The organism is Streptomyces ortus, assembly GCF_026341275.1.
GTDB classification, from domain to species: Bacteria; Actinomycetota; Actinomycetes; order Streptomycetales; family Streptomycetaceae; genus Streptomyces; species Streptomyces ortus.
In genome coordinates this window covers 302,822-325,073 of record NZ_JAIFZO010000001.1, presented here as the reverse complement: position 1 = coordinate 325,073, position 22,252 = coordinate 302,822, and the positions used below count along the sequence as shown (strand labels likewise).

Genomic DNA, 22,252 nt, shown 5'->3' with positions numbered 1-22,252 from the left:
CGATCCCCCGCGTCGCCCCGGACGGACGGCAGCCCGGAAGTGGTCCCCGAGGGGACCGGCCCGGACGCCCTGAGTATAGTTGGCTGGCAGCCAGTCAACGCAGGAGTACATAGGATGTCCCCTCGCAGCGCATCGGTCAATGAAGAGTTGCGGCGGCGTTCCCGCGAGAGGCTTCTGCGGGCGGCTCTGGAGCTCGTCGGCGAGCGGGGATACGACGCCACGACACTGGGCGACATCGCGGACCGCGCGGGCTCCGCGCGTGGTCTCGTCTCGTACTACTTCCCCGGTAAGCGCCTGCTCGTCCAGTCCGCCGTGCACCGGCTGATGCACCGCACGCTGGACGAGGCGCTGGAGCGCGAGCCGCGCACCGAGGACGGGCAGGAGCGGATGGCGCGGGCCATCGACGCGATTCTGGGCCTCGCCCGGGACCATCCGGTGGTGATGCGCCAGCACATGGCGGGCATCCTGCAGGGCGAGGGGTTCAAGCAGTGTCCGGAGCAGCGCCGGCTGGCCGAGCTGCTGAGCGAGACCATGTCCCGGTACGGCTCGCCGGACACCGCCGCCGACTATCCGATGCTGCGGGCGCTGCTGATGGGCGCGGTGTACGCGGCCCTGGTGCCCGGGGTCCCGATGCCGGTGCCGGTGCTGAGGGCCGAGCTGTTCCGTCGTTACGGGCTGGACTGGGAGCGGGGTGCCCCGCCGGACGCCGAAGCGCCCGGCGGGACGTACCACGCGGATCTCTCACGGTTCTTCGCCCCCGGGAGCCGCGAGCCGGAAGAGGGCCCCGGTCACGGTGGCGTGGCGAACCAGGAGACGGACGGGGCCGGTCAGTCGAAGTAGTCCGGCTGTGTCTGGACGTTGAGCTCGTCCAGCCGGTTCTTCTTCGCCGGGTCCGTACGACGGTCATTGATCTTCAGAACGTCGAAGCCCTTGGCGATGTCGTTCGAGTAGATGTAGCCGTTGTAGTAGTACGCGGACCAGGAGCCGCCGGTGACCATGGTCGTGGTGCTCAGCGGACCGCGCTCGAAGTAGGCGATCTCCTTGGGCTTCGAGGAGTTGGTGAAGTCCCAGACGGAGATGCCGCCCTGGTACCAGGCCTGGACCATGATGTCCTTGCCCTTGACCGGGATCAGCGAGCCGTTGTGCGCGACGCAGTTCTCGGTGTCGGCCTGGTGGCGCGGGATCTTGAAGTAGCTCTTGAAGACGAGCTTGCGCTTGTCGCCCTTGCCGACGATGTCGTAGATGCCGTCCGCGCCGCGGTTCGGGCCCACGGTCTCGTTGCAGGTGGCCGCGCCGCCGCCGCCCAGCTCGTCCGTGAAGACGACCTTGTTCGCCTTCTGGTTGAAGCTCGCCGAGTGCCAGAACGCGAAGTTCACGTTGTCCTGGACCTGGTCGATGATCTTCGGGTTCTCCGGGTCCTTGATGGAGAACAGGATGCCGTCGCCCATGCAGGCGCCCGCGGCGAGGTCCTCGGAGGGCAGCACGGTGATGTCGTGGCAGCCGGTGGTCTTGGAGACGCCCGGGTTGGTGGGACCGCCCGGGTTGCCGCCGCCGTCCGGGCCCTCACCGGGGAACAGGACGGGGAAGTTGACGACCGCCGCCTTCTCGGGGGCCTTGCGCGGCACCTTGATGATCGAGATGCCGTCGTGCGGCGGCTGGCAGTCGGGGAACGTGGCGCTCGGCGAGTACGAGGACACGTAGATGTAGACGTTCTTGCGCTCCGGCACCAGCGTGTGGGTGTGGGAGCCGCAGGCGGTCTCGACGGCGGCGACGTACTTCGGGTTCTTCTTGTCGCTGATGTCGAAGACCTTCATGCCCTCCCAGGAGGACTTCTCGGTCGCGGGCTGCGTGGTGCTGCTGCAGGAGTTGTCGCTGCGCGAGGAGTCCGTGGACAGGAAGAGCAGGTCACCGGAGACGGTGATGTCGTTCTGCGAACCCGGGCAGAGGACCTGCGAGACGGTCTTCGGGGCCTTCGGGTTGCTGATGTCGAAGATCCGGAAGCCGTCGTAGTTGCCGGCGAACGCGTACTTGCCCTGGAAGGCGAGGTCCGAGTTGGTGCCGGGCAGCGCGTCCTTCGGGATGTTCGCGAGGTGCTGGATGTTGTCCGAGTGGACGATCTCGTCCTGCCCGGGTATCTCGCCGTTCGCGATCGCGGCTCTGGCCTCGGCCGCCGCGCTCTTGGAGACCTTCTCCGAAGTCACCGGAGCGTCCCCGGGGTCGGGGGTCGCGACCGCGGGACCTGCCGTGAGCAGGGCGGCCAGCAGGCCGGCCGCGGTGGCGGCAACTCCCAGACGTCTGCGCCGCGTTCGGTGATTGTTCAACAGGGTCACTGCGTCCTCCCTAGTAGCCGTTCGCAGTCGAACGGTTCAGGTACCTCCGCAGTATCGTCTTCAGCATGCACAGATCAACAGGTGGCAACGTATTCGTAATGAATGTTTTTGATCATTGGCACGCGGAAGCGTGCTAGGACGGTCATCGACACTCACCAGGTGTCCGTACTCGTCAGGTGCCAGCCGATTCATGTGCCGCAGGAGGTCACTGTGCCCGCTCGCCGTACGTCCCGCCGTCTGATCACGGCGTCCGTGACGGCCGCCGTTCTCGCACTGGGCGGCTGCACCGGCTCCGACGACGAGGCCAAGTCCGCGCCGGACACGGGCCCTTCGGTGATCGCGCCGGGCAAACCGGGCGAGACGGCCGAGACGCTGTCCGCCGCGGACGCCGCGAAGCAGCGCTCCGACGACGACACACCCAACTCGGCGGACCTCGACTACGCCCGGATGATGATCGAGCATCACACCCAGGCCATCGAGATGACCGGACTCGCCCCGAAGCAGGCCTCGTCGACGCCGGTGAAACGGCTCGCCGAGCGGATCGCCGCCTCCCAGGGGCCGGAGGTCGAGACGATGAAGGCCTGGCTCAAGAACCACGGCGGCGACAAGAAGAGCGGCAAGGAGTCCGGGAAACACCACCACGACGTGATGCCGGGCATGGCGACCGAGGCGCAGCTCAAGACGTTGCGCGCGGCGAAGGGCAAGGCGTTCGACGAGCTGTTCCTGAAGCTGATGATCACCCATCACAACGGGGCGATCACCATGGCCACGGACGTCCTCTCCCAGGGCAACAACATCCAGATCGGCGAAATGGCCGACGACGTGATCGCCCAGCAGACGAGCGAGATCAGCAGGATGCGCGACATGTGACACGCCCCTTCCGGGGGCGCCTCTCGCGGTGCGTCAGCGGCGGATGTGGCGGGGTGTGAGGAAACCCGCGTCCCGTGCCCCCGCGATCAGGCTGAGCGACCGCCGCCTGCTGTGCCCCGTCGCGGACATCACCGCGAGCACCGGGTCCCGCCCCGCCCGCTGCGCCGCCAGATACTCGCCGGCGACCCAGCGGCGGCTCTCGGCACCGCGCGGCAGTGCGGGGCGCGCGTGCCGCTTCCCGGCGCTCCCGTCACCGCCCACGGCGCCCGCCGCCCCGGTCGCGCCCCCGCACGCCTCCAGGAGCGGGCCCTCGATCCAGTCCGCGAGCACCGCCATGTCGTCGAGGGAGAGGGCGGGCCGGGCGCGTACGTCCTCGATGCAGACGCACCCCCCGCACACCGCCGCGAGCAGGTCGACACCGGCGCCGTCGGCGAAGCTCAGCCGGACGTCGCACCACGTCGTGGCGGTGTCGTTCTCCCGCACTTCCCAGGCGCGCCGTACGGACACCGCCCCGTCCGGCTCATCACGATCAGAAAGATTAAGAAAGGATGTTTCCAGCACATACGCAACGTAACCGCATGATCACACCCGTCACGGACAGGCACGCGCGCGTGGCACGCGCGGCACACGGTCGGCGCAGCGTCCCGCCCCGGCCCCTCCCCGGGCGCGCGGTGCGGTGCGATGCTGGAAGCACCAGCGAGCTTCTCGTTCTCCTCGGGGAAGGGGTTGTGCCGTGCTGCAGGTCGCCGTCGTCGGCTCGGGACCGAGCGGGGTGTACGCCGCACAGGGTCTCGTCCAGCAGGAGCGGGTGCCCGGGATCCGGGTGGACGTGCTGGACCGGCTGCCGTGCCCGTACGGCCTGGTGCGCTATGGGGTGGCGCCCGACCACGAGAAGATCAAGTCGTTGCAGGGCACGCTGCGTACGGTTCTGGAGCACGAACGGGTGCGGTTCCTCGGCGGAGTCCGGGTCGGCCCGCAGGGAGTGCCCGCCGCCCGGCTCCGGGACCTCTACCACGCGGTCGTGTACTGCGTGGGCGCCGCCGCCGACCGGCGCCTGGGAGTGCCGGGCGAGGAGCTGCCCGGCAGCTGGTCGGCGACCGACTTCGTGTCCTGGTACAGCGCGCACCCGGACGTCGCGTCCGACAGGTTCGCAGCGGACGGTTTCGTGGCGGGCGCGCGGGCGGCGGTCGTCATCGGCGTGGGGAACGTGGCGGTGGACGTGACCCGGATCCTGGCCCGCGGCGCCGCGGAACTGAGCGCGACCGACATGCCCCAGGCGGCACTCGACGCGCTGTCCGCCAGCCGGGTGCGGGAGATCTGGACGGTGGGGCGACGCGGCCCCTCGCAGGCCCGCTTCACCACCAGGGAACTGCGGGAGCTGGGCGCCCTGCCGGACACCGACGTCGTGGTGGATCCGGCGGAGCTGGCGCTCGATCCCGCGTACCTGGACCCCTCCGCCCTGCCCGCCGCGCAGCGACGCAACGTCGAGGTGCTGCGCGGGTGGGCCGAGCGTCCGCGGTCCTTCGGCTCCCGGCGGATCCGGCTCCGCTTCTTCCTGCGGCCGGTCGCCCTGCTTCCGGCGGGCGACGGGCGCGTGGGCACGGTCCGCTTCGAACGGACCCTCCCGGACGGCCTCGGCGGCGTGACGGGCACAGGGCGGTACGAGGACATCGGGGCCCAGTTGGTCCTGCGCTCGGTCGGCTACCGCGGGGTCGCGCTGGAAGGGCTGCCGTTCGACGCGGACCGCGGTACCGTCCCGCATCTCGCGGGCCGCGTCCTGCGGGCGGGCTCGGTCGCGCCCGGCGAGTACGTGGCCGGCTGGATCAAGCGTGGCCCGACCGGCGTCATCGGCACCAACCGCCCCTGCGCGAAGGAGACGGTGACGTCCCTCCTGGACGACGCCCCCGCCCTCGTACGCCGTGAGATCGCGTCCGACCCGCTGGCCGCCCTTCGGTCCGAGGGTCTGCGTCCGGTCGACTGGTCGGGCTGGCAGTCGATCGAACGCGCGGAAGCCGCCCTGGGCGCCTCCCTGGGCAGGAGCGTGGTCAAACTCCCCGACTGGCAGGCTCTGATGCGGGCGGCCGGGGCCGACGGACCCCTTTGACAGGCGCGGCTCCGGGCAGGACACCCACCGGCAACACCCTTGGAATCAACAATCGGCGGCGCGGGTCTGGTCCTGTTCGGCACGGTCGCCGTGAGCGGTCTGCGGACGCCGGCGCAGGTGGACTTCAGGGGCGACGACAACCTGACCGTGGTGGCCGTCTCGGTGGCCGTGGGCATGCTGCCGGTCGGCGTTCCGACGGTGTACGAGAAGTTCCCCGACGGGTTCCGGACGGTGGTGAACAGCGGGATCAGTGCGGGCTGCCTCACCGCGATCGTGCTGAACCTGCTCTTCAACCACCTTGCGGCGAGAGGCGGTCCGGAGGTCCCCGCCGGCGCGAAGACCTCCGTGATTCCCGCCCGGGCCGGTTCAGCGGCCCCCGAGCCGGGCGGCCTGACGGGCGGCGGCGGCGAGGACGCTGTCGAGAAGCCCCGGAAAGAGGCCTTCCAGGTCGTCCCGGCGCAGCCCGTTCATCTTGGCGGTGCCCCGGTAGATCTGCCGGATCACCCCCGCCTCGCGCAGCACCCGGAAGTGGTGCGTGGTGGTGGACTTGGTGACGGGCAGGTCGAAGTGCGAACAGGAGAGCTCGTCGCCGTCGGCGGCGAGCTCCCGCACGACCTGGAGCCGCAGCGGGTCGGAGAGCGCGTGCAGCACGGCCTCCAGCCGGATCTCCGCGTGCTGCGGGTGCGGCAGGTCGCGGCTGCTGCCGGTCGGGGCGGCGGTCGTCACGGCGGCTCCAGTGATTCGGATGCTCCAGTACGTCGGGTCCGGAGCTCTTCCCGGGGCTGCCCATTGTACGAGAACTCTCGTAGTTTGACATCCGCCGTACTACGATGTCTATCGTACGAGTCGACCACTTGGCCCCACCATGATCGGAGTCCGCCGTGAGCGCCCTGTTCGAGCCCTACACCCTGCGCGAGCTGACCGTCCCGAACCGGGTCTGGATGCCGCCGATGTGCCAGTACTCGGCCGCGCCGGAGGGCCCCGAGGTCGGCGCGCCGAACGACTGGCACCTCCAGCACTACGGGGCGCGGGCCGCCGGCGGAGCGGGACTGATCATCGTCGAGGCCACCGCGGTCAGCGCCGAGGGCCGGATCTCACCGTACGACCTGGGGATCTGGAACGACACCCAGGTCGAGGCGTTCCGGCGGATCACGCGCTTCCTGGTGTCGCAGGGCACGGTTCCCGCGATCCAGCTCGCGCACGCCGGCCGCAAGGCCTCCACGGACCGCCCCTGGACGGGCGGCGCGCCGGTCGGACCCGACGCGTACGGCTGGCAGGCGGTCGCCCCGAGCCCCCTCGCCTTCGACGAGACCCACCCGGTGCCGACCGAACTGACGACGGACGGCATCCGCGAGGTCGTCGGCCAGTTCGCCGACGCCGCGCGGCGCGCGCTGGACGCCGGCTTCGAGATCGCCGAGATCCACGGCGCGCACGGCTACCTGATCGGCGAATTCCTCTCGCCGCACTCCAACCGGCGCACGGACACCTACGGCGGCTCGTTCGAGAACCGGGTGCGTTTCGCCCTCGAGGTCACCGACGCCGTGCGTGAGGTGTGGCCCGCCGACAAGCCCCTGTTCTTCCGTATCTCGGCCACCGACTGGCTGGAGGAGAACGGCTGGACGGCCGACGACACGGTCCGCCTCGCCGCCGAGCTGACCGCCCACGGTGTCGACCTGGTCGACGTGTCCACGGGCGGCAACGCGTCCGGGGTACGCATCCCGGTCGGGCCCGGCTACCAGGTCCCCTTCGCCGCACGCATCAGGAACGAGACCTCCATGGCGGTCGCCGCGGTCGGTCTCATCACCGAGGTCGAGCAGGCCGAGAAGATCCTCGCCAACGGTGAGGCGGACGCCGTGCTGCTCGGCCGGGAGCTGCTGCGCAATCCCTCGTGGGCCAGGCACGCGGCCCGCGAACTCGGGGACTCCGTGCACGTACCGGACCAGTACCACCGTTCGGTCTGACGGGGTCCGCCCCCCCGGCCCGCCCCCGGTCGGGGGCTACCGGCGGCCGGCGAGCCAGTCCGCGAAGCGGGTCCCGGCGAGGTGGGCCCCGGGGCCCGGCAGCAGCTCGCGCCCCTGGACGTGCGCGCCGAAGTAGCCCACGGACTCGTCGGTGACGACCTCGCGCGGGTCCTTCTCGGCCGCCAGGCCCGTGCGGACGAACTCGTCGAGGCGCAGCTCCTCGGGGCCCGCCACCTCGGTGGTGCCGTTCAGCGGAGCCGCCACGGCGACCCGGGCGACGGCCGCGACCACGTCGTCGGAGGCGAGGGGCTGGAGGAGCGAGGAGGGCAGCCGGACCGTGTCGCCCTCGGTGGACCCGGCCGCGATGCCCTTCACGAACTCGAAGAACTGCGTGGCACGCACGATCGAGTACGCGATCCCGGACCCCTTGATCAGCTCCTCCTGGACGACCTTGGCGCGCAGGTAGCCCGAAGCGGGCAGGGCGTCGCTGCCCACGACCGACAGGGCGACGTGGTGTCCGACGCCCGCCTCGGCCTCGGCCGCCAGCAGGTTGCCCGTGGACGTACGGAAGAACTCCAGCACGGCGCTGTCCTCGAAGGAGGGTGAGTTCGACACGTCCACGACGACCTGAGCGCCCTTCAGCGCGTCGTCGAGGCCCTTGCCGGTGACGCTGTCGACGCCGGTCTTCGGGGAGGCCGGGACGGCGTCGTGGCCGTCCGCCCGGAGCCTGTCCACCAGTTTCGAGCCGATGAGCCCGGTACCGCCGATCACTACGATCTTCATGCTGCGACCTTTCCGGTGTCGTCCGTTGTCGTCCGTCGGATGCGGACGTCTTCCCCAAGGTGACGGGGCCGGGGCCGGATCTGTGACAGGCGGCGCCGCTTCAGCCGGTCTTCCACCTCCACTGGGGGCCGACCCGCTCCCATTCCGTGTCCCACTGCTCCAGCCGCCGCCGCTGCAGGCGCTCCGAGACCAGCCGCCCGCCCGCGAGGGGCACGAGCGCCGCGCTCGTCCCCACCAGGATGCCGATCAGTCCCGCCCGCAGGCTCGCCTGGGCCTCCGTGGGGGGCCTGGTGACCATGCGCCCCTGGGGGTCGGTCCACACGGTGACCGGGGCCCCCGCCGCACTGCCCGGTTCGACCCGGGTCTGCCCCCGGTGGGCGCGCCCGTCCGCGACGGACCAGCGGACCTCGGCCCACACCCGCTCGGAACCGGAGGCCGTGCCGGGCGCGCGCTCGGTGAGCAGCGCGGTCACCGGACGCCATTCGGCACGCTCGCGCGCGAGACCGAGCTCGACCGACCGGGTCGCCCACAGACCCGCCGGCGTCCCCGCGAGGAGGGCGAGGAGCCAGACGGTGAGCAGGGTCCAGGCCTCGATCCGGTCGCTGCGCCGCCGCAGCGGATTGGGCCACCATCGCCACAGCAACGCCCTCGGACCACGCACCGCCGCCATCGGGGCCCCTCTCCGCACGCGCACACCTGACCCCCTCCCATACGGGAGAGGCCGCCCGGTTGCTCACGGGATCCGCGCCCCTTCGCCGCCGCGCCGCCCCCCGTCCTGGGAATCGCCCTGACCTGCACCGATATGCCGTCCAGGGGTGACTGTCAGTGGTGGGGTGCAGACTGGCCGACAGCTGAGACAACGACGTCCGGAGGTGGATCGGCATGACCGAGGTTCTGCTCACGGTTGGCACGCGCAAAGGACTGTTCGTCGGGCGGCGGCGCGGCGGCGCGTGGGAGTTCGACGACAGCCCGTACTTCAACGCCCAGGCGGTCTATTCGGTCGCCATCGACACCCGTCGTGACGTGCCGAGACTGCTCGTGGGAGGTGACAGCGCGCACTGGGGCCCGTCGGTGTTCCACTCCGACGACCTGGGGCGCACCTGGACCGAACCGGCCAAGGCGGCCGTCAAGTTCCCCCAGGACACGGGTGCTTCGCTGGAGCGCGTCTGGCAGCTGCACCCGGCGGCGGCCGAGCCGGACGTGGTGTACGCGGGCACGGAGCCCGCCGCGCTGTACCGCTCGGCGGACCGCGGCGAGTCCTTCGAGCTCGTCCGCCCGCTCTGGGAGCACCCCACCCGCTCGCGGTGGGTGCCGGGCGGCGGTGGTGAGGGGCTGCACACGATCCTGACGGACGCCCGTGATCCGGGGGCGGTGACGGTCGCCGTCTCCACGGCAGGCGTCTTCCGTACGGCGGACGGCGGGCAGAGCTGGGCGCCGTCCAACTCGGGGGTCTCGGCGGTGTTCCTGCCCGACCCGGACCCGGAGTTCGGCCAGTGCGTCCACAAGGTCGCACAGGACGCGGCCACAGCCGACCGGCTCTATCTGCAGAACCACTGGGGGGTGTACCGCAGCGACGACGCGGGGGCGCACTGGACGGACATCGGCGAGGGCCTGCCGTCCACGTTCGGCTTCGCCGTGGCCGCGCACCCCCACCGCGGCGACACCGCGTACGTGTTCCCCATCAACGCCGACTCCGACCGGGTCCCGGCCGACCGCCGATGTCGTGTCTTCCGCACGGCGGACGCGGGCAAGAGCTGGGAGCCGCTGGCCGCGGGGCTGCCGCGGGGGGACCACTACGGCACGGTGCTGCGGGACGCCCTGTGCACGGACGGCGCGGACCCGGCGGGTGTGTACTTCGGCAACCGCAACGGAGAGGTGTTCGCGTCGGCCGACGACGGCGACTCCTGGCAGCAGCTGGCGTCCCATCTGCCGGACGTGCTCTGCGTACGGGCCGCGGTGATCGATTGAGCGCGCACACACGGTCGGCCTCCCGCACCCGGGCGGGCGTCAACGCCCGCCCGTGGCACCGCACATGCCGCCGAGGGGTGCGCGGGGGCCTCGGGTTGATCGACAGCCCGTGTACGGCAGTAGGGTGACGCCGTGGCACCACGACCGTTGCACGAGATCGTCGAACCCGGCTGGGCCAAAGCCCTCGAACCGGTGGCCGGACGGATCACGGAGATGGGGGACTTCCTGCGCGCAGAGATCGCCGCGGGCCGTACCTACCTGCCCGCGGGTCCGAACGTACTCCGCGCCTTCCAACAGCCCTTCGACGACGTCCGGGTCCTCATCGTCGGCCAGGACCCCTATCCGACTCCGGGACACGCCGTGGGGCTGTCGTTCTCGGTCGCCCCCGAGGTGCGGCCGCTGCCCGGCAGCCTCATCAACATCTACCGGGAGCTGAGCACCGACCTGGGCCTGCCCCCGCCGTCGAACGGCGATCTGACCCCCTGGACCCGGCAGGGCGTGCTGTTGCTCAACAGAGCGCTCACCACGGCCCCGCGCAAGCCGGCCGCACACCGCGGCAAGGGCTGGGAAGAGGTCACCGAACAGGCGATCAGAGCCCTGGCCGCCCGGGGCAGACCTCTGGTGTCGATCCTGTGGGGGCGCGACGCCCGCAATGCCCGCCCCCTCCTCGGCGACCTGCCGTCGGTGGAGTCCGCGCATCCGTCGCCGATGTCCGCGGACCGCGGCTTCTTCGGCTCGCGGCCCTTCAGCCGGGCCAACGACCTGCTGGCCCGCCAGGGCGGCGAACCGGTGGACTGGCGGCTGCCGTGACGGGTCCCGGCAGTGGGGCGGGCGGCGGGTCCGGAGTCCTGGGGGTGGACTCCGGCGGGTCGGGGCTGCGGGCCGTCCTGGCTGTCGACGGGGGCCGGATCACGGCCCCCCTGACGTCGGGGGAACCGGTGCGCACCGGCCCGCGCGGCATCGACGCCGGGCATCTGCTGGCGCAACTGGTGCCCATGGCCCGGCAGTTGATGGCCGACACGGGGGTCGGCACGCTTCGGGCCGTCACCGTCGGGGCCGCCGGCCTCACCACTTTGGGTGACTCGCTGCGCGCCGAGCTGCCGTCGGCGCTCGCCCGCGAACTCGGCGTACGGCGGCTGGCCTTGGTCGCCGACGCCGTCGCGGCCTACACGGGCGCGCTGGGGCAGCGGGTGGGCGCGGTCGTCGCCGCCGGTACGGGGATGATCGCGATCGGCACCGACCTGCGCGAGTGGCGCAGGGCGGACGGCTGGGGCCATCTGCTCGGCGACAGCGGTAGCGGGGCCTGGATCGGCCGGGCGGGCCTCGACGCGGCCCTGCGCGCCTACGACGGGCGGCCCGGCGGATCGCTGCCCCTCCTGGCCCGCGTGGAGGCGGTGTTCGGCTCCGCTCCGGCGGTGCCGGGCCGGCTCTATCCGCGCCCCGACCGGCCGGCCGTGCTGGCGGCCTTCGCGCCCGAGGTGGCCGCCTGCGCCGAAGGCGGCGACCCGGCCGCGACCGGCGTCCTGGCCGCCGCGGCCCGGCACATCGCCGACTCGGCAGCCGCGGTGTGCCCCACGGAGGCGGACGTGTCGCCCACAGGGGCTGAGAAGGCGGGCGAGGTGCGTCTCGCGCTCACCGGCGGACTGTTCAGGATGGGCGACCCCCTCCTCGTACCGCTGCGGGCCGCGCTTGCGGAGCGGCTGCCGTACGTGCGGGAGGTGCCGGCCGCGGGCGACCCGCTCGACGGGGCCGTGGGCATCGCCGTCGAGCTGGCCGACGACCGGCTCACGCTGCCGCGCGACGACAGCATGCTGTTCGTCGTACGGGACATCTCGGACGCCACGGAGGCCTCGGACAACCGTTCGCAAGATCGCTCTCCGTGATCCACAGATAACCAGGGAGATCGCTCCGCGCGTAACTCATCAGACAAAACCGGACGGATACCGCTCACCTGCACCCTCCCCGAACAGGGGAGCCCAGGAAACCAGTAACATTCGGCGCCATGAGCTCCCCCACTGGGCCCGCGTCCGGCCTGCCAGTACGAATGCCGCGACCCCGCCAGCCCGGTCGGCACCGCCGGCCGGAACCACTGGCGGCTCCCGAGGGCGCGCCCGCGCTCGTCCTCGCGGTGCCCGGCACGCCCAGCGCCGCCACCCGCAGCCTCGTCGAGGAGCTCGTGAGCATCGCGCGCTCCGAGCTGCCCGGCCTCGACGCCAGGATCGGGTACCTCGACGGGGACGACGCCGAGTTCCCCACCCTCCAGTCGGTGCTCGCGCACGCCTCCGAGGAGCGCGCGCAGCGCTTCGAGCAGGCCCGCGCGGCCGGTGTGGACGCGGTGGAGCCCGACGGGCCCGTCGCCGTGGTCGTGCCGCTGCTCGCCGGTCCGGACAACGCGCTGCTGCGCCGCGTCCGCCAGGCCGTCATGGACAGCCGGGTCGCGGCCGAGCTGACGGATGTGCTCGGTCCGCATCCGCTGCTCGCCGAGGCGCTGCATGTGCGCCTGTCCGAGGCGGGCCTGGCGCGCGCCGACCGGGCCAGGCTGTTCACCGTGGCGACCGCCGCGGACGGCATCATCCTGGCGTCCGTGGGCGGGGACGAGGCCGTGCAGGCGGCCGGGATCACCGGCATGCTGCTCGCCGCGCGACTCGCCGTGCCCGTGATGGCGGCGGCGCTGGACGAGGAGGGCTCGATCGCGGCCACCGCCGAGCAGCTGCGCAACTCCGGTTCCCAGCAGCTGGCGCTCGCCCCGTATCTGATCGGCCCCGAGCTCGACCCGGGGCTGCTGGACGAGGCCGCGAAGGAGGCGGGCTGTTCCGCCGCCGAGGCGCTGGGCCCGTATCCGGCGATCGGCAAGCTGGCGCTCGCCAAGTACACGTCGGCGCTCGGTATCGCGCCGCCGCAGCCGCAGGGCGCACCCGTCCGCTGACGGCCCGGCCGGGCCGTCGCGCACAGGCACCAACCCCGAAGGGCCCGCTCCGTCTTTGGAGCCGGGCCCTTCGGGGTTACCGAGCCTTCCGGCGAGCCGATCACCGGCCCCGGGCCCCTGGGCCCAACGCTCAGTCGAGCACCACGCAGGACGCCGCGGGTGCCTTGACCGACCCGCCGCGCCGGGGGATGCCCGTCTCGGGGTCCACCGAGAACCACGCGACATGTCCCGAGCGCTCGTTGGCCACGTACAGGAAGCGGCCCGTCGGGTCCAGGGCCAGGGCGCGCGGCCAGACGCCGCCGCAGGGGACCGTGGCGACCAGGTTCAGGCCCTCGTCGGGTGCGCCGGGCGCGAGCACGGAGACGATGTCCTGGCCGCGTGTGGCGGTCCACACGAAGCGGCCGTCGGGCGACACGACGATGCCGGACGGGTAGGCGTCGCCGTCCGGGAGGCCGGACAGCACGGAGGTCTCCCCCACCGGCCTGAGCGCGCCTTCGACGGCGTCCCAGCGGCAGGCGGTGACGGTCGGCGAGAGTTCGTTGAGGACGTAGGCGCGTTCGCCGTCCGGGTGGAACGCCAGGTGCCGGGGGCCCGAACCGGGCCGCAGCGCGATCTCGCGGTGCAGCGCGAGCGTGCCGTCGCGCAGTGCGCACACCCGGACCGAGTCGGTCCCGAGGTCGACGCTCACCACCCACCGGCGGCTCGGATCGGGCTGGACGTGGTGCGCGTGCGGGCCCTGCTGACGCTGGGTGTGCGGTCCCGCGCCCTCGTGCCGCAGCACGGCGGAGACGGCGCCGAGGCTTCCGTCGTGGCGCACGGGCAGGGCGCTGACGCTGCCGGAGCCGTAGTTGGCGGTCAGGACATGGCCGTCGAAGAGGCTCAGATGCGTGGGCCCGCTGCCGCCGACCCGCACCGGCGGCCCGGCGAGCGAGGGCTCGTCGCCCTTCACCCGGTACGCGGCGACCGCGCCCTGTGTGGTCTCGCTCACCGCGTAGAGCATGTCCCCGCCGGGCGACAGCGCCAGGTACGAGGGGTCGGGGACGCTGTCCACGGCACTCAGCAGCGTCAGCGCTCCGGTGTCCCCGTCCACGGCGGCGGTGAGCACGCCGAGGCCTCCCGCCGCCGTGAAGGAGCCGATGTACGCCCGTCGCCGCCGTCCGCCGCCGTCCGTCACTGCGTCCCCTCTCGGTGCCAGTCCATTGGTTCCTGAGGGCGACCGTAGCAGCGAATGGCCTAGACCAAACGGCGGGACGGCCCGAAACGCCCGCGCGCCTTGCCGAGGCGACCCTGTGCGGGGGCGGAACGTCGTCAGGCGAGTCGTCAGGCGAGGGGAACGCTGCGGCTCCGCAGGGGGACGGCGAGCGCCTTCAGCGCCTGTTCCAGACCGTGCAGATGCGTCAGGGCCTGCGCGCCCCCGGCAGGGTGCGCCGCGGCGACGGGCACCTGGCTCCCCTCGCGTGCCGCGGCGGGCCCGGTCAGGGCCTCGACGGCCGCTTCGACCCGCCGACAGGCGGCGGCGAGCCTCGCGTCGTGGGAGGCATCGGGATCCGCGGCGACCGACGCCAGGCCGCGCACCTCCCGGGCGCACCGGTCGAGCAGTTCGATGACCTGCCGGGCCCTCCCCCGGCGGGCCCGCAGCGGGGCGAGCGGATGGACCAGCGGGGCCAGCGAGAGCCGCACCCGGCCCAGCAGCGCCTCCAGTTCGGCGACGTGCCGGGCCGGGTCGGCGGACGGGGAGCCGGCCAGGCGCGCGGCGGCCTCGGAGGTGCAGGCGTGGACGCAGTGCAGCGCGCGCTCGATCCACGCCTCGGTGGTGGCATGCGTGGTCACCGGCAGCACCAGCAGGACGGCGAGCACCGCGCCGAGCGCCCCCGCACCCGTCTCCAGCACGCGCAGCAGGAGCAGCCCCGGATCGAGTACTCCCAGCAGGCCGTACAGCAGGCCCGCCATCACCGTCACCGCCAGCATCATCCACGTGTAGGACACCGCCGCCGCGTAGAAGATGCCGAACACGCAGAGCGCGACGAGGCCCGCGGTAGGAGCGGCGGCTCCGTCCAACGGGACCGCGATCACCAGGCCGACGGCGATACCGATGACGGTGCCCAGGACCCTGCGGAAGCCCCGCACCAGGGTCTCGCCGCGCGAGGACGTGTTGACGAAGATCCACCAGGCGGTGCCGACGGCCCAGTACCAGCGTTCGTGCGACAGGACCTGGCCCGCGGCGATCGCGAACGCGCAGGCGGCCGTCGCCTGGAAGGCCTGGCGGGTGGTCGGCCGGGCGAGGCCGCGGCCGGTGGGCGGGGCGGGCGCGACCGGTGCCGGGATGCGCCGCTCGATGCACCACGCGCCGAACCGCACCGCCGAGGACGCGGCCAGCGACAGGGTCATCGCCGCGTACAGCTGGGGAAGCTGGTCCGGGACCGCGTGCAGGAACTGGGTGATGAAGAAGGTCATGAACGCGAAGATGCCGAGCGCGTGACCACGGGGGCCCCAGCGGCGGGCGTACACCCCGCCGAGGACGACGGCCAGCCAGACGGCGTCCCGGACGGTCGGTACCGCGTGCAGGAACGCCGCGAGGGCGAGTACGGGGAAGCCGACGGCGGGCAGCAGGGCGGTGGTGAGCGCCTGGCCCCGCACGGTCGCGTCCCCGACCGTGAACAGCGCGAGGAGCGCGGCGAGGCCCCCGGTGATCGAGGCGGGCAGCGACAGTCCGGCGCACTCCGACAGGGTCACCGCGAGACCGATGCCGAGCACCGCGCGCAGCGAGATCCGCAGCCGTACCAGGCCCGGGTCCGGAGCCATGAACATCTTCTTCACCGTCGGCCGCCCGCCCCCGATTCGCGTCGACAACACCTTGAGCCCGTGGACCCGCGGACACGGCTCCGCAGGCATGGGAATGGCGTCGTGCGTCCGGTCCGGCTTCCTTGCCGTCCGGCGCTTCACGACGCCATCGATACGGGCACGTTAGGCGGGTGAGGGGCACTGGCTCAACAGGCGTTCGATCCACTGGGCCATTGGTACAGTCGGGAACGATCACTCCGAACCGCAGGGAGACCAACGGACCATGGCCGTGGACGAGCTGGACACCCGCATCCTGAGGCTGCTCCTGGAGCAGCCGCGCACCAGCGTGCGGGAGTACGCCCGTGTCCTCGGGGTGGCCCGCGGCACGCTGCAGGCACGGCTCGACCGGCTGGAGCGGGACGGGGTGATCACCGGGACGGCCCCCTCGCTCTCCCCCGCCGCGCTGGGCCATCCCGTGCTCGCGTTCGTGCACATCGAGGTCACCCAGGGGCATCTCGACGACGTGGGGGACGCGCTGGCGGCCGTTCCGGAGATCATCGAGGCGTTCTCGATCACCGGTGGCGGGGATCTGCTCACGCGGGTCGTGGCGCGGGACAACGGCCACCTCGAAGATGTGATCCAGGCGCTGATCAGTCTGCCGGGGGTGGTGCGTACGCGGACCGAGGTGGTGTTGCGGGAGCGGGTGGCTCGGCGGGTGCTGCCGCTCGTGGAGTCGATCGGCCGCGGTCGTGCGGCACGGGACGCCTGACCGATCGCGCCGTTCTCCGCGCCCCTGAGATCAGGGGCGCGGGGAACGGCGCGGTCTTCCGCCCTCAGGGGCGCGGGAAGCCACCGGTTCTTCGCGGGCTGCTACTTCATGCCCGCCGCGTCCAGTAGTGCCGCCGCTGTCGTCGTCGTGAGGCCCGTCAGGGTTTCCGCCCTCGCGCCTGCCCGCGCGCTCGCTCCGTCGAAGATCAGGGTGAGCTGGCGGGCGAGGAGTTCCGGGTCGCGCGCGCCGCCGCGCTCGGCGTCCGCGCGGAACGCCTCGACCAGGGCGCCCTTGACCCGCAGGGCCACGACGCTGGCCGGGTGCTCGGGGTCCTTGAGTTCGACCAGCGCCGACAGGTACGGGCACCCCCGGTAGTCGTCCTGCGTCGCGACCCGTTCCAGCTGCTCGAAGACGTACAGGATCCTCTCCCGGGGCGAGCGGGGGTCCTCGGGGCCGAGGTGCAGCATGCGCCCGTACTCCGGTGCGCGCCGCTCCAGGCTGGCCGCCAGTACCTCGTCCTTGCTCGCGAAGAGCTGGTACATGGAGCGCTTGGACACCCCGGCGGCCCGGCACAGCGCCTCGACGCCCAGGGAGACGCCGTCGCGGTAGAAGAGCTCCGTGGCCGCGTCGAGCAGCCGGTCCCTGGTGGATGTCTTGTCCGTGGTGGTGGCCATGGGGCGAGGCTACCTCCGTCGCGGGGCCGGAAGAAACCGATCGGTCTACCGGATGCGGGTACGGGCGCCGGTCAGGCGGCCAGCTGCGGGTACAGGACCGAGAGGTCGCCCGACAGGCCGGATTTGACCTGGCGGGTGAGATCGTCGGCGAGTACCTCGAAGGCTCCGCTCTCGATGCCGTCGAGGGCCTGCGCCGCGACGTCCACGGGCGAGGACTTGGGCGCGTCGATCGCCGCGGTCATGTCGGTGTCGACGTAACCGACGTGCAGTCCGGTGACACTGATCCCGCGCGGCGCGAGGTCGAGCCGCAGGGAGTTGGTCTGGGACCAGAGCGCCGCCTTGGACGCGCTGTACGAGCCGGCCAGGCCGATCCAGGACAGCACCGAGTGGACGTTCAGGATGTGGCCGCCGCCGTTGCGCTCGATCACGGGGACGAACGCGCGGGCGGTGAGCAGCGGCCCGTAGAAGTTGGTCTCGAAGTCCTTGCGGACGTCGTCGACCGGCGAGTCCAGGAACGACGTGTGCATGGAGACACCCGCGTTGTTGATCAGGACGGTGACATCGCCGGCCTGCTCCGCGGCTGCCGCGACGGAGGCGGGGTCGGTGACCTCCAGGGCCAGCGGGACGGCCCGGGTGTCCTTGACGGTCCGCGGGTCGCGGGCGGTGGCGTACACCTTCTTCGCGCCCCGCTCGAAGAGCCCTTCCACCAGCGCCTTGCCGATTCCCCTGCCGCCACCGGTGACCAGGACGACGGAACCCTCGATTGCGGTCATGACTCTCTCCGAACCTCAGCGGACTCACAACGGAAACCGATCGGTTTCCCTTCTCCATAAAGGTAAACCGATCGGTTTCAGAATGCAAGCCGTGCGGACCGGGAGCGGACGCGAAAACGGGAGTGGCCCCAGCTGTCACAGCTGGGGCCACTCCCGTCGGCCGATATCAACCGGCATCGACCAGTATCGACCGGTAACTCGTACGCCTCCCGCGGGGCTACGCTCCGCTGGCGCCGAGCATGTCCTCGCGCTCCACGAGCTTCACCCGCTCGCGGCCCTGCGGCTCGCCCAGCGCCTTCTCGGCGGCGTCCAGGCGGTACCAGCCCTCCCATGTGGTGAAGCGGACGTTCCGCTCGGCGAGGAACGCGTCCACCGCCTCGGGTTCGGGCGAGGCGGGCGTCTGCAGACGGCCGTTCCCGTGGTCGTCGAGCAGGCTGGCGACCGTCTCGTTGGCGTCGCCCTTGGTGTGGCCGATGAGGCCCACCGGGCCGCGCCGGATCCAGCCGGTGACGTACGTCGACGTCAGGTGCTCGCCGGTCTCCTCGATCACCCGGCCGGCCTTGTCCGGAACGGTGCCCGACGCGACATCCCAGGGCAGCTTGGGGAGCTTGTCGGAGAGGTAGCCGACGGCACGGTAGACCGCGCCGAGGTCCCAGTCCTTGAACTCGCCGGTGCCCTTGACGTTGCCGGTGCCGTCGAGTGCGGTGCGCTCGGTGCGCAGCCCGACGACCTTGCCGTCCTCGCCGAGGATCTCGGTCGGCGACTCGAAGAAGTGCAGGAACAGCTTGTGCCGCCGCTCGCCGACGTCGCGGATCGCCCAGTTCTCCAGGGTCTTCGCGACCATGTCGGCCTGCTTGTTGCCGCGCCGGGTCGCGATCGAGCCCTCGTCGTAGTCGATGTCCTCGGGGTCGACGATGACCTCGATGTTCGGGGAGTGGTCCAGCTCCCGCAGCTCCAGCGGGCTGAACTTCGCCTGCGCCGGGCCGCGGCGGCCGAAGACGTGGACCTCCTGGGCCTTGTTGGCCTTCAGCCCCTCGTGGACGTTCGGCGGGATCTCCGTCGGCAGCAGCTCCTCCGCGGTCTTGGCGAGGATGCGGGCCACGTCGAGCGCCACGTTGCCGACGCCGAGGACGGCGACCTTCTCGGCCTCCAGCGGCCAGGTCCGCGGCACGTCCGGGTGCCCGTCGTACCAGGACACGAAGTCCGCCGCGCCGTACGAGCCGTCGAGCCCGATGCCGGGGATGTCGAGGTGCCGGTCGGCCGTCGCCCCGGTGGAGAAGATCACCGCGTCGTAGAAGGCGCGCAGGTCGTCGAGGTTGATGTCGCCCGGGTAGTCGACGTTGCCGAAGAGACGGATCTGCGGCTTGTCGAGAACCTGGTGCAGGGCGGTGATGATGCCCTTGATGCGCGGGTGGTCGGGGGCCACGCCGTAACGGATCAGGCCGAAGGGGGCCGGCATCCGCTCGAAGAGGTCGATGGAGACACCGGGCTCGACGGCCACTGCGGACTTCAACAGCGCGTCGGCGGCGTAGATCCCGGCGGGGCCGGCTCCGACTATGGCTACCCGCAGGGGGCGAGGCATGATCAGGTTCCCTTCGAGCGGTGATCAGGAGTACTCACCGGGAGCCTAAACTAAGGCTATCCTAAGTCTGTAGCCGGGCTGGATCTATGACGTCATAAGCCTGATTTATGAGTGGATCGGGTGGGTGGGTGTCACCGGGGACACCCCCTCCGCCCGCCCCCTCCACCTCAGCTGTCGTAGTCCACGGTCAGCGTCTCCGAGACCGGGTACGACTGGCAGGTCAGTACGTAGCCCGCGTCGACCTCGGCGTCCTCCAGGGCGAAGTTGCGGCGCATGTCGGCCTTGCCGTCGGTGATCAGAGCACGGCAGGTGCCGCAGACGCCACCCTTGCAGGCGAACGGCAGGTCGGGGCGGGTCCGCTGGGCGCCTTCCAGGATGCTCCGGTCCCTGACCAGGGCCGAGGTGGTGGAGCGGCCGTCGAGCGTGACGGTGACCTGGCTGACCGGCCCCTCCACGGCCGCCTCCTGGTGACGTACCTCTCGTAGGGGCTCGTCCTCGGCGTAGAACAGCTCCCGGTGGACCCGGTCGCCGGGCACGCCGAGGCCGGTCAGGACCCGCTGCGCGTCGACGACCATGCCGTGCGGCCCGCACAGCCACCAGTGGTCCGCCGACGCCACGTCCACCAGCGAGCCGACCAGCGCGGAGAGCCGCTCCGCGTCCAGGCGGCCGGACAGCGCCTCGGCCTCGCGGGGCTCCCGGGACAGCACGTGCGCGAGCTGGAACCGCGCCGGGTACAGATCCTTCAGATCTGCCAGCTCGTCGGCGAACATCACCGTGTCCGTGCGGCGGTTGCCGTAGAAGAGGGTGACCGTCGAGCGCGGGTCGGCCGCCAGGACGGACTCGGCGATGGAGAGCATCGGCGTGACCCCGGAACCGGCCGCGACCAGCACGTGGTGGCCGGGTGTGGCGAGGTCGGGCGTGAACGTGCCGGTGGGGGCCATCACCTCGACCGTGTCGCCGGGGTGTACCTCGCGCACGAGCCAGGCCGAGAACAGACCGCCCGGCACCACCCGCACACCGATGCGCGGCACGGAACCGGCCGGTGAACAGATCGAGTACGAGCGTCGCTCGTCCCGTCCGTCGACCAGGCGCCGCAGCGTCAGCGACTGTCCGGGGGCGAAGGCGAACTCCCCCGCCAGCTCATCCGGGATCTCGAAGCTCACGGCCGCCGCGTCCTCGCACAGCGGCTGTACGGCTGCGACGCGCAGGGAGTGGAAGGCCGGGCGGCGGCGGACCCGCGCGGACACCGCGGGACTGGGGGCGGGGGCGGGGGCCGTCGCGACCGCGAGCGCGACCGGTGCCTTTGCCGCTACCGGGCTCGGGGTCGAGGTCGGGGTCCTCGGGTCCACCGGGTCCGTGGTACCTTCCGCCGGCTCTTGACTCGGGCCTGCCATCAGATCTCCTTGACGTACTCGAACGGTTCGCGGCAGGCGCGGCAGCGGTGGAGCGCCTTGCAGGCGGTGGCCGAGAAGCGGGACGTCTCCTCGGTGTCCGCCGCGCCGCAGCGCGGGCAGGCCACCGTGCGGCGGGTGGGGGTCAGCACGAGGGGCACCGGACCGGCGGCGCGCCGGGGTGCGGCTCCCGGCGGCGCGATCCCGTGCTCGGTGAGCTTGCGCCGGCCCTCCGGGGTGATCCAGTCACTGGTCCACGGCGGGTCCAGGACCGTACGGATCTCCACACGCGCGTACCCCGCGCCGCGCAGCCGGGCCGCCACGTCCGCGCGCATCTCGGCCATCGCCGGGCAGCCCGAGTAGGTGGGCGTCAGCCGCGCGACCACCGTGCCGTCCGCGGCCACCTCGACCCCGCGCAGGACACCCAGGTCGGCCAGGGTGAGCATGGGCAGTTCGGGGTCCGGCACCTGTTCGGCGACGTGCCAGGCATGCTGCACGTCCCGCAGCGCGCTCACCATGTCGCCCCCGGGTGTGCGCGGGCCACGCTCTGCAACTCGGCGAGCAGCGGCGCGAGATGTTCGGTGTGCTCCCCGTCCCGGCCGGCGCCGGGCAGCGGGCGGTACACCGGCATCGGCAACCCGGCGGCCTCGGTGACCTGCCGCAGGACGGCGACCACCTCGTCCCGTACGTCGTGGGCCGTGAACAACTCGCCCAAGTAGGGGGCCACCTGCTCCATCGCCCGGCGCGTACGGCGGTGCGACTCGTCCGTGCCGTCGCCCAGGCGCACGACCCACTCGGCCGCGTACTGCCGGTGGTACGTCAGCTCCTTGACGCCCTTCGCCGCGACGGCCGCCAGGACGGGGTCGGGGTGCGACGACAGCTCCTCGAAGTGGGCGAGCCGCCAGCTGGACAGCACCAGCAGCCGGACGGCCGAGAACGCGAAGTCCCCGCACGGCAGTTCGGCAAGGCGGACGTTCCTGAAGTCGTCCGCGTCCCGGAGGTAGGCGTACGCGTCCTCGCCGCGCCCGGTGCCGTCGGCCTGGCCCGCGCGGGCGTAGAGCAGGCGGGCCTGGCCGAGGAGGTCGAGGCCGATGTTGGCGAGGGCGACCTCCTCCTCCAGCTCGGGGGCGCGGGTGGTCCACTCGGCGAGCCGCTGGGCGCTCACCAGGGCGTCGTCGGCGAGGGCCACGCAGTCCGCGGCCAGCAGGCCGGCGGTGACGCCTTCGAGCACGGTGGTGTCCACGCCGTGCAGCGGGTCCTCGAAGCCGGTGCCGTACGCCCAGCGGGTGTCGTCCTCGTGTCCCTCGGCGAGGGACAGGTAGACATGGTCGTCGCTCATG

22 protein-coding genes and 1 pseudogene are annotated in these 22,252 nt (G+C 72.2%); 10 read left to right on the top strand and 13 right to left on the bottom strand.

Annotation, left to right across the window (positions count from 1 at the left end; all coding sequences use genetic code 11):
• The first annotated feature begins 114 nt into the window (after positions 1-114).
• Entirely contained in the window at positions 115-840 is a 726-nt protein-coding gene (locus K3769_RS01260; RefSeq protein WP_267024535.1) for a TetR/AcrR family transcriptional regulator, read from the top strand.
• Here the strand turns inward: K3769_RS01260 and K3769_RS01255 are convergent.
• Positions 828-2,330 (bottom strand): LVIVD repeat-containing protein, encoded by a 1,503-nt coding sequence (locus K3769_RS01255; RefSeq protein ID WP_267024534.1) that lies wholly within the window; start codon positions 2,328-2,330, stop codon positions 828-830. The two genes, K3769_RS01260 and K3769_RS01255, sit on opposite strands and share 13 nt — an antisense overlap.
• Positions 2,331-2,540: 210 nt before the next feature.
• On the opposite strand from K3769_RS01255, the gene K3769_RS01250 reads away from it, so the two are divergent.
• Positions 2,541-3,200: a DUF305 domain-containing protein gene (locus K3769_RS01250; protein ID WP_267024533.1), complete on the top strand. Its 660-nt coding sequence runs from the start codon at positions 2,541-2,543 to the stop codon at positions 3,198-3,200.
• A 33-nt stretch (positions 3,201-3,233) separates the two neighbouring features.
• On the opposite strand, the gene K3769_RS01245 is transcribed toward K3769_RS01250, so the two are convergent.
• Positions 3,234-3,707 carry a DUF6214 family protein gene (locus tag K3769_RS01245; protein WP_267024532.1) on the bottom strand — a complete coding sequence of 158 codons (474 nt, stop codon included), beginning with the start codon at positions 3,705-3,707 and terminating at the stop codon, positions 3,234-3,236.
• A gap of 226 nt (positions 3,708-3,933) precedes the next feature.
• On the opposite strand from K3769_RS01245, the gene K3769_RS01240 reads away from it, so the two are divergent.
• A complete protein-coding gene (locus tag K3769_RS01240; RefSeq protein ID WP_267024531.1) occupies positions 3,934-5,304 on the top strand; it encodes an FAD-dependent oxidoreductase in 1,371 nt (456 codons plus the stop codon).
• Between the two features lie 51 nt (positions 5,305-5,355).
• Positions 5,356-5,742 (top strand): annotated as a pseudogene (locus K3769_RS01235) (solute carrier family 23 protein); the annotation flags it as partial.
• Here K3769_RS01235 and K3769_RS01230 read toward each other — a convergent pair.
• Positions 5,671-6,030 carry an ArsR/SmtB family transcription factor gene (locus tag K3769_RS01230; RefSeq protein ID WP_267024530.1) on the bottom strand — a complete coding sequence of 120 codons (360 nt, stop codon included), beginning with the start codon at positions 6,028-6,030 and terminating at the stop codon, positions 5,671-5,673. The pseudogene K3769_RS01235 and the gene K3769_RS01230 overlap by 72 nt on opposite strands.
• Before the next feature lie 155 nt (positions 6,031-6,185).
• On the opposite strand from K3769_RS01230, the gene K3769_RS01225 reads away from it, so the two are divergent.
• The gene (locus tag K3769_RS01225; protein WP_267024529.1) at positions 6,186-7,265 is read left to right on the top strand and encodes an NADH:flavin oxidoreductase/NADH oxidase; all 1,080 of its coding nucleotides are present in this window, start codon (positions 6,186-6,188) and stop codon (positions 7,263-7,265) included.
• A gap of 36 nt (positions 7,266-7,301) precedes the next feature.
• Here K3769_RS01225 and K3769_RS01220 read toward each other — a convergent pair whose 3' ends face one another.
• Positions 7,302-8,048 carry an SDR family oxidoreductase gene (locus K3769_RS01220; RefSeq protein ID WP_267024528.1) on the bottom strand — a complete coding sequence of 249 codons (747 nt, stop codon included), beginning with the start codon at positions 8,046-8,048 and terminating at the stop codon, positions 7,302-7,304.
• 100 nt (positions 8,049-8,148) lie between these two features.
• Entirely contained in the window at positions 8,149-8,718 is a 570-nt protein-coding gene (locus tag K3769_RS01215) for an Rv1733c family protein (protein ID WP_267024527.1), read from the bottom strand.
• 212 nt (positions 8,719-8,930) lie between these two features.
• On the opposite strand from K3769_RS01215, the gene K3769_RS01210 reads away from it, so the two are divergent.
• The 4 genes from K3769_RS01210 to K3769_RS01195 all read left to right on the top strand — a co-directional run bounded on the left by K3769_RS01210 (position 8,931) and on the right by K3769_RS01195 (position 12,942).
• Positions 8,931-10,016, top strand: a complete 1,086-nt coding sequence (locus K3769_RS01210) for a WD40/YVTN/BNR-like repeat-containing protein (RefSeq protein WP_267024526.1) — start codon at positions 8,931-8,933, stop codon at positions 10,014-10,016.
• A gap of 132 nt (positions 10,017-10,148) precedes the next feature.
• A complete protein-coding gene (locus tag K3769_RS01205; RefSeq protein ID WP_267024525.1) occupies positions 10,149-10,826 on the top strand; it encodes a uracil-DNA glycosylase in 678 nt (225 codons plus the stop codon).
• Entirely contained in the window at positions 10,823-11,899 is a 1,077-nt protein-coding gene (locus K3769_RS01200) for an N-acetylglucosamine kinase (RefSeq protein ID WP_267024524.1), read from the top strand. The genes K3769_RS01205 and K3769_RS01200 overlap by 4 nt, the downstream gene beginning before the upstream one ends.
• A gap of 119 nt (positions 11,900-12,018) precedes the next feature.
• The gene (locus K3769_RS01195; protein ID WP_267024523.1) at positions 12,019-12,942 is read left to right on the top strand and encodes a sirohydrochlorin chelatase; all 924 of its coding nucleotides are present in this window, start codon (positions 12,019-12,021) and stop codon (positions 12,940-12,942) included.
• Positions 12,943-13,072: 130 nt separating this feature from the next.
• Here K3769_RS01195 and K3769_RS01190 read toward each other — a convergent pair whose 3' ends face one another.
• Together K3769_RS01190 and K3769_RS01185 are read right to left on the bottom strand one after the other, a co-directional pair.
• Positions 13,073-14,116 (bottom strand): lactonase family protein, encoded by a 1,044-nt coding sequence (locus K3769_RS01190; RefSeq protein ID WP_267024522.1) that lies wholly within the window; start codon positions 14,114-14,116, stop codon positions 13,073-13,075.
• Between the two features lie 146 nt (positions 14,117-14,262).
• Complete coding sequence (locus K3769_RS01185) at positions 14,263-15,750, bottom strand: FUSC family protein (RefSeq protein WP_267024521.1); 1,488 nt, start codon at positions 15,748-15,750, stop codon at positions 14,263-14,265.
• A gap of 256 nt (positions 15,751-16,006) precedes the next feature.
• Here K3769_RS01185 and K3769_RS01180 point away from each other — a divergent pair, with 256 nt between their 5' ends.
• A complete protein-coding gene (locus tag K3769_RS01180) occupies positions 16,007-16,492 on the top strand; it encodes an Lrp/AsnC family transcriptional regulator (RefSeq protein ID WP_267024520.1) in 486 nt (161 codons plus the stop codon).
• Between the two features lie 101 nt (positions 16,493-16,593).
• Here K3769_RS01180 and K3769_RS01175 read toward each other — a convergent pair whose 3' ends face one another.
• From K3769_RS01175 to paaC, 6 genes are all read right to left on the bottom strand, one after another.
• Positions 16,594-17,166 (bottom strand): TetR/AcrR family transcriptional regulator, encoded by a 573-nt coding sequence (locus K3769_RS01175; protein WP_267024519.1) that lies wholly within the window; start codon positions 17,164-17,166, stop codon positions 16,594-16,596.
• Between the two features lie 71 nt (positions 17,167-17,237).
• Positions 17,238-17,939 carry an SDR family oxidoreductase gene (locus K3769_RS01170; RefSeq protein WP_267024518.1) on the bottom strand — a complete coding sequence of 234 codons (702 nt, stop codon included), beginning with the start codon at positions 17,937-17,939 and terminating at the stop codon, positions 17,238-17,240.
• A gap of 217 nt (positions 17,940-18,156) precedes the next feature.
• Entirely contained in the window at positions 18,157-19,521 is a 1,365-nt protein-coding gene (locus K3769_RS01165; protein WP_267024517.1) for an FAD-dependent oxidoreductase, read from the bottom strand.
• Positions 19,522-19,688: 167 nt separating this feature from the next.
• Positions 19,689-20,915 (bottom strand): 1,2-phenylacetyl-CoA epoxidase subunit PaaE, encoded by a 1,227-nt coding sequence (gene paaE, locus K3769_RS01160; RefSeq protein ID WP_267024516.1) that lies wholly within the window; start codon positions 20,913-20,915, stop codon positions 19,689-19,691.
• Entirely contained in the window at positions 20,915-21,430 is a 516-nt protein-coding gene (gene paaD, locus K3769_RS01155) for a 1,2-phenylacetyl-CoA epoxidase subunit PaaD (RefSeq protein ID WP_267024515.1), read from the bottom strand. The genes paaE and paaD overlap by 1 nt, the downstream gene beginning before the upstream one ends.
• Positions 21,424-22,251 carry a 1,2-phenylacetyl-CoA epoxidase subunit PaaC gene (gene paaC / locus K3769_RS01150; RefSeq protein WP_267024514.1) on the bottom strand — a complete coding sequence of 276 codons (828 nt, stop codon included), beginning with the start codon at positions 22,249-22,251 and terminating at the stop codon, positions 21,424-21,426. The genes paaD and paaC overlap by 7 nt, the downstream gene beginning before the upstream one ends.
• Position 22,252: the final 1 nt, after the last annotated feature.

Bases quoted from the DNA above. Each gene is read 5' to 3' on its own strand.
- K3769_RS01260 (WP_267024535.1), top strand. From the start codon at position 115: ATGTCCCCTCGCAGCGCATCGGTCAATGAAGAGTTGCGGCGGCGTTCC.
- K3769_RS01220 (WP_267024528.1), bottom strand. From the start codon at position 8,048: ATGAAGATCGTAGTGATCGGCGGTACCGGGCTCATCGGCTCGAAACTG.
- K3769_RS01215 (WP_267024527.1), bottom strand. From the start codon at position 8,718: ATGGCGGCGGTGCGTGGTCCGAGGGCGTTGCTGTGGCGATGGTGGCCC.
- K3769_RS01210 (WP_267024526.1), top strand. From the start codon at position 8,931: ATGACCGAGGTTCTGCTCACGGTTGGCACGCGCAAAGGACTGTTCGTC.
- K3769_RS01195 (WP_267024523.1), top strand. From the start codon at position 12,019: ATGAGCTCCCCCACTGGGCCCGCGTCCGGCCTGCCAGTACGAATGCCG.
- K3769_RS01185 (WP_267024521.1), bottom strand. From the start codon at position 15,750: ATGTTCATGGCTCCGGACCCGGGCCTGGTACGGCTGCGGATCTCGCTG.
- K3769_RS01180 (WP_267024520.1), top strand. From the start codon at position 16,007: ATGGCCGTGGACGAGCTGGACACCCGCATCCTGAGGCTGCTCCTGGAG.
- K3769_RS01175 (WP_267024519.1), bottom strand. From the start codon at position 17,166: ATGGCCACCACCACGGACAAGACATCCACCAGGGACCGGCTGCTCGAC.
- K3769_RS01170 (WP_267024518.1), bottom strand. From the start codon at position 17,939: ATGACCGCAATCGAGGGTTCCGTCGTCCTGGTCACCGGTGGCGGCAGG.
- K3769_RS01165 (WP_267024517.1), bottom strand. From the start codon at position 19,521: ATGCCTCGCCCCCTGCGGGTAGCCATAGTCGGAGCCGGCCCCGCCGGG.
- paaE (WP_267024516.1), bottom strand. From the start codon at position 20,915: ATGGCAGGCCCGAGTCAAGAGCCGGCGGAAGGTACCACGGACCCGGTG.
- paaD (WP_267024515.1), bottom strand. From the start codon at position 21,430: ATGGTGAGCGCGCTGCGGGACGTGCAGCATGCCTGGCACGTCGCCGAA.
- paaC (WP_267024514.1), bottom strand. From the start codon at position 22,251: ATGAGCGACGACCATGTCTACCTGTCCCTCGCCGAGGGACACGAGGAC.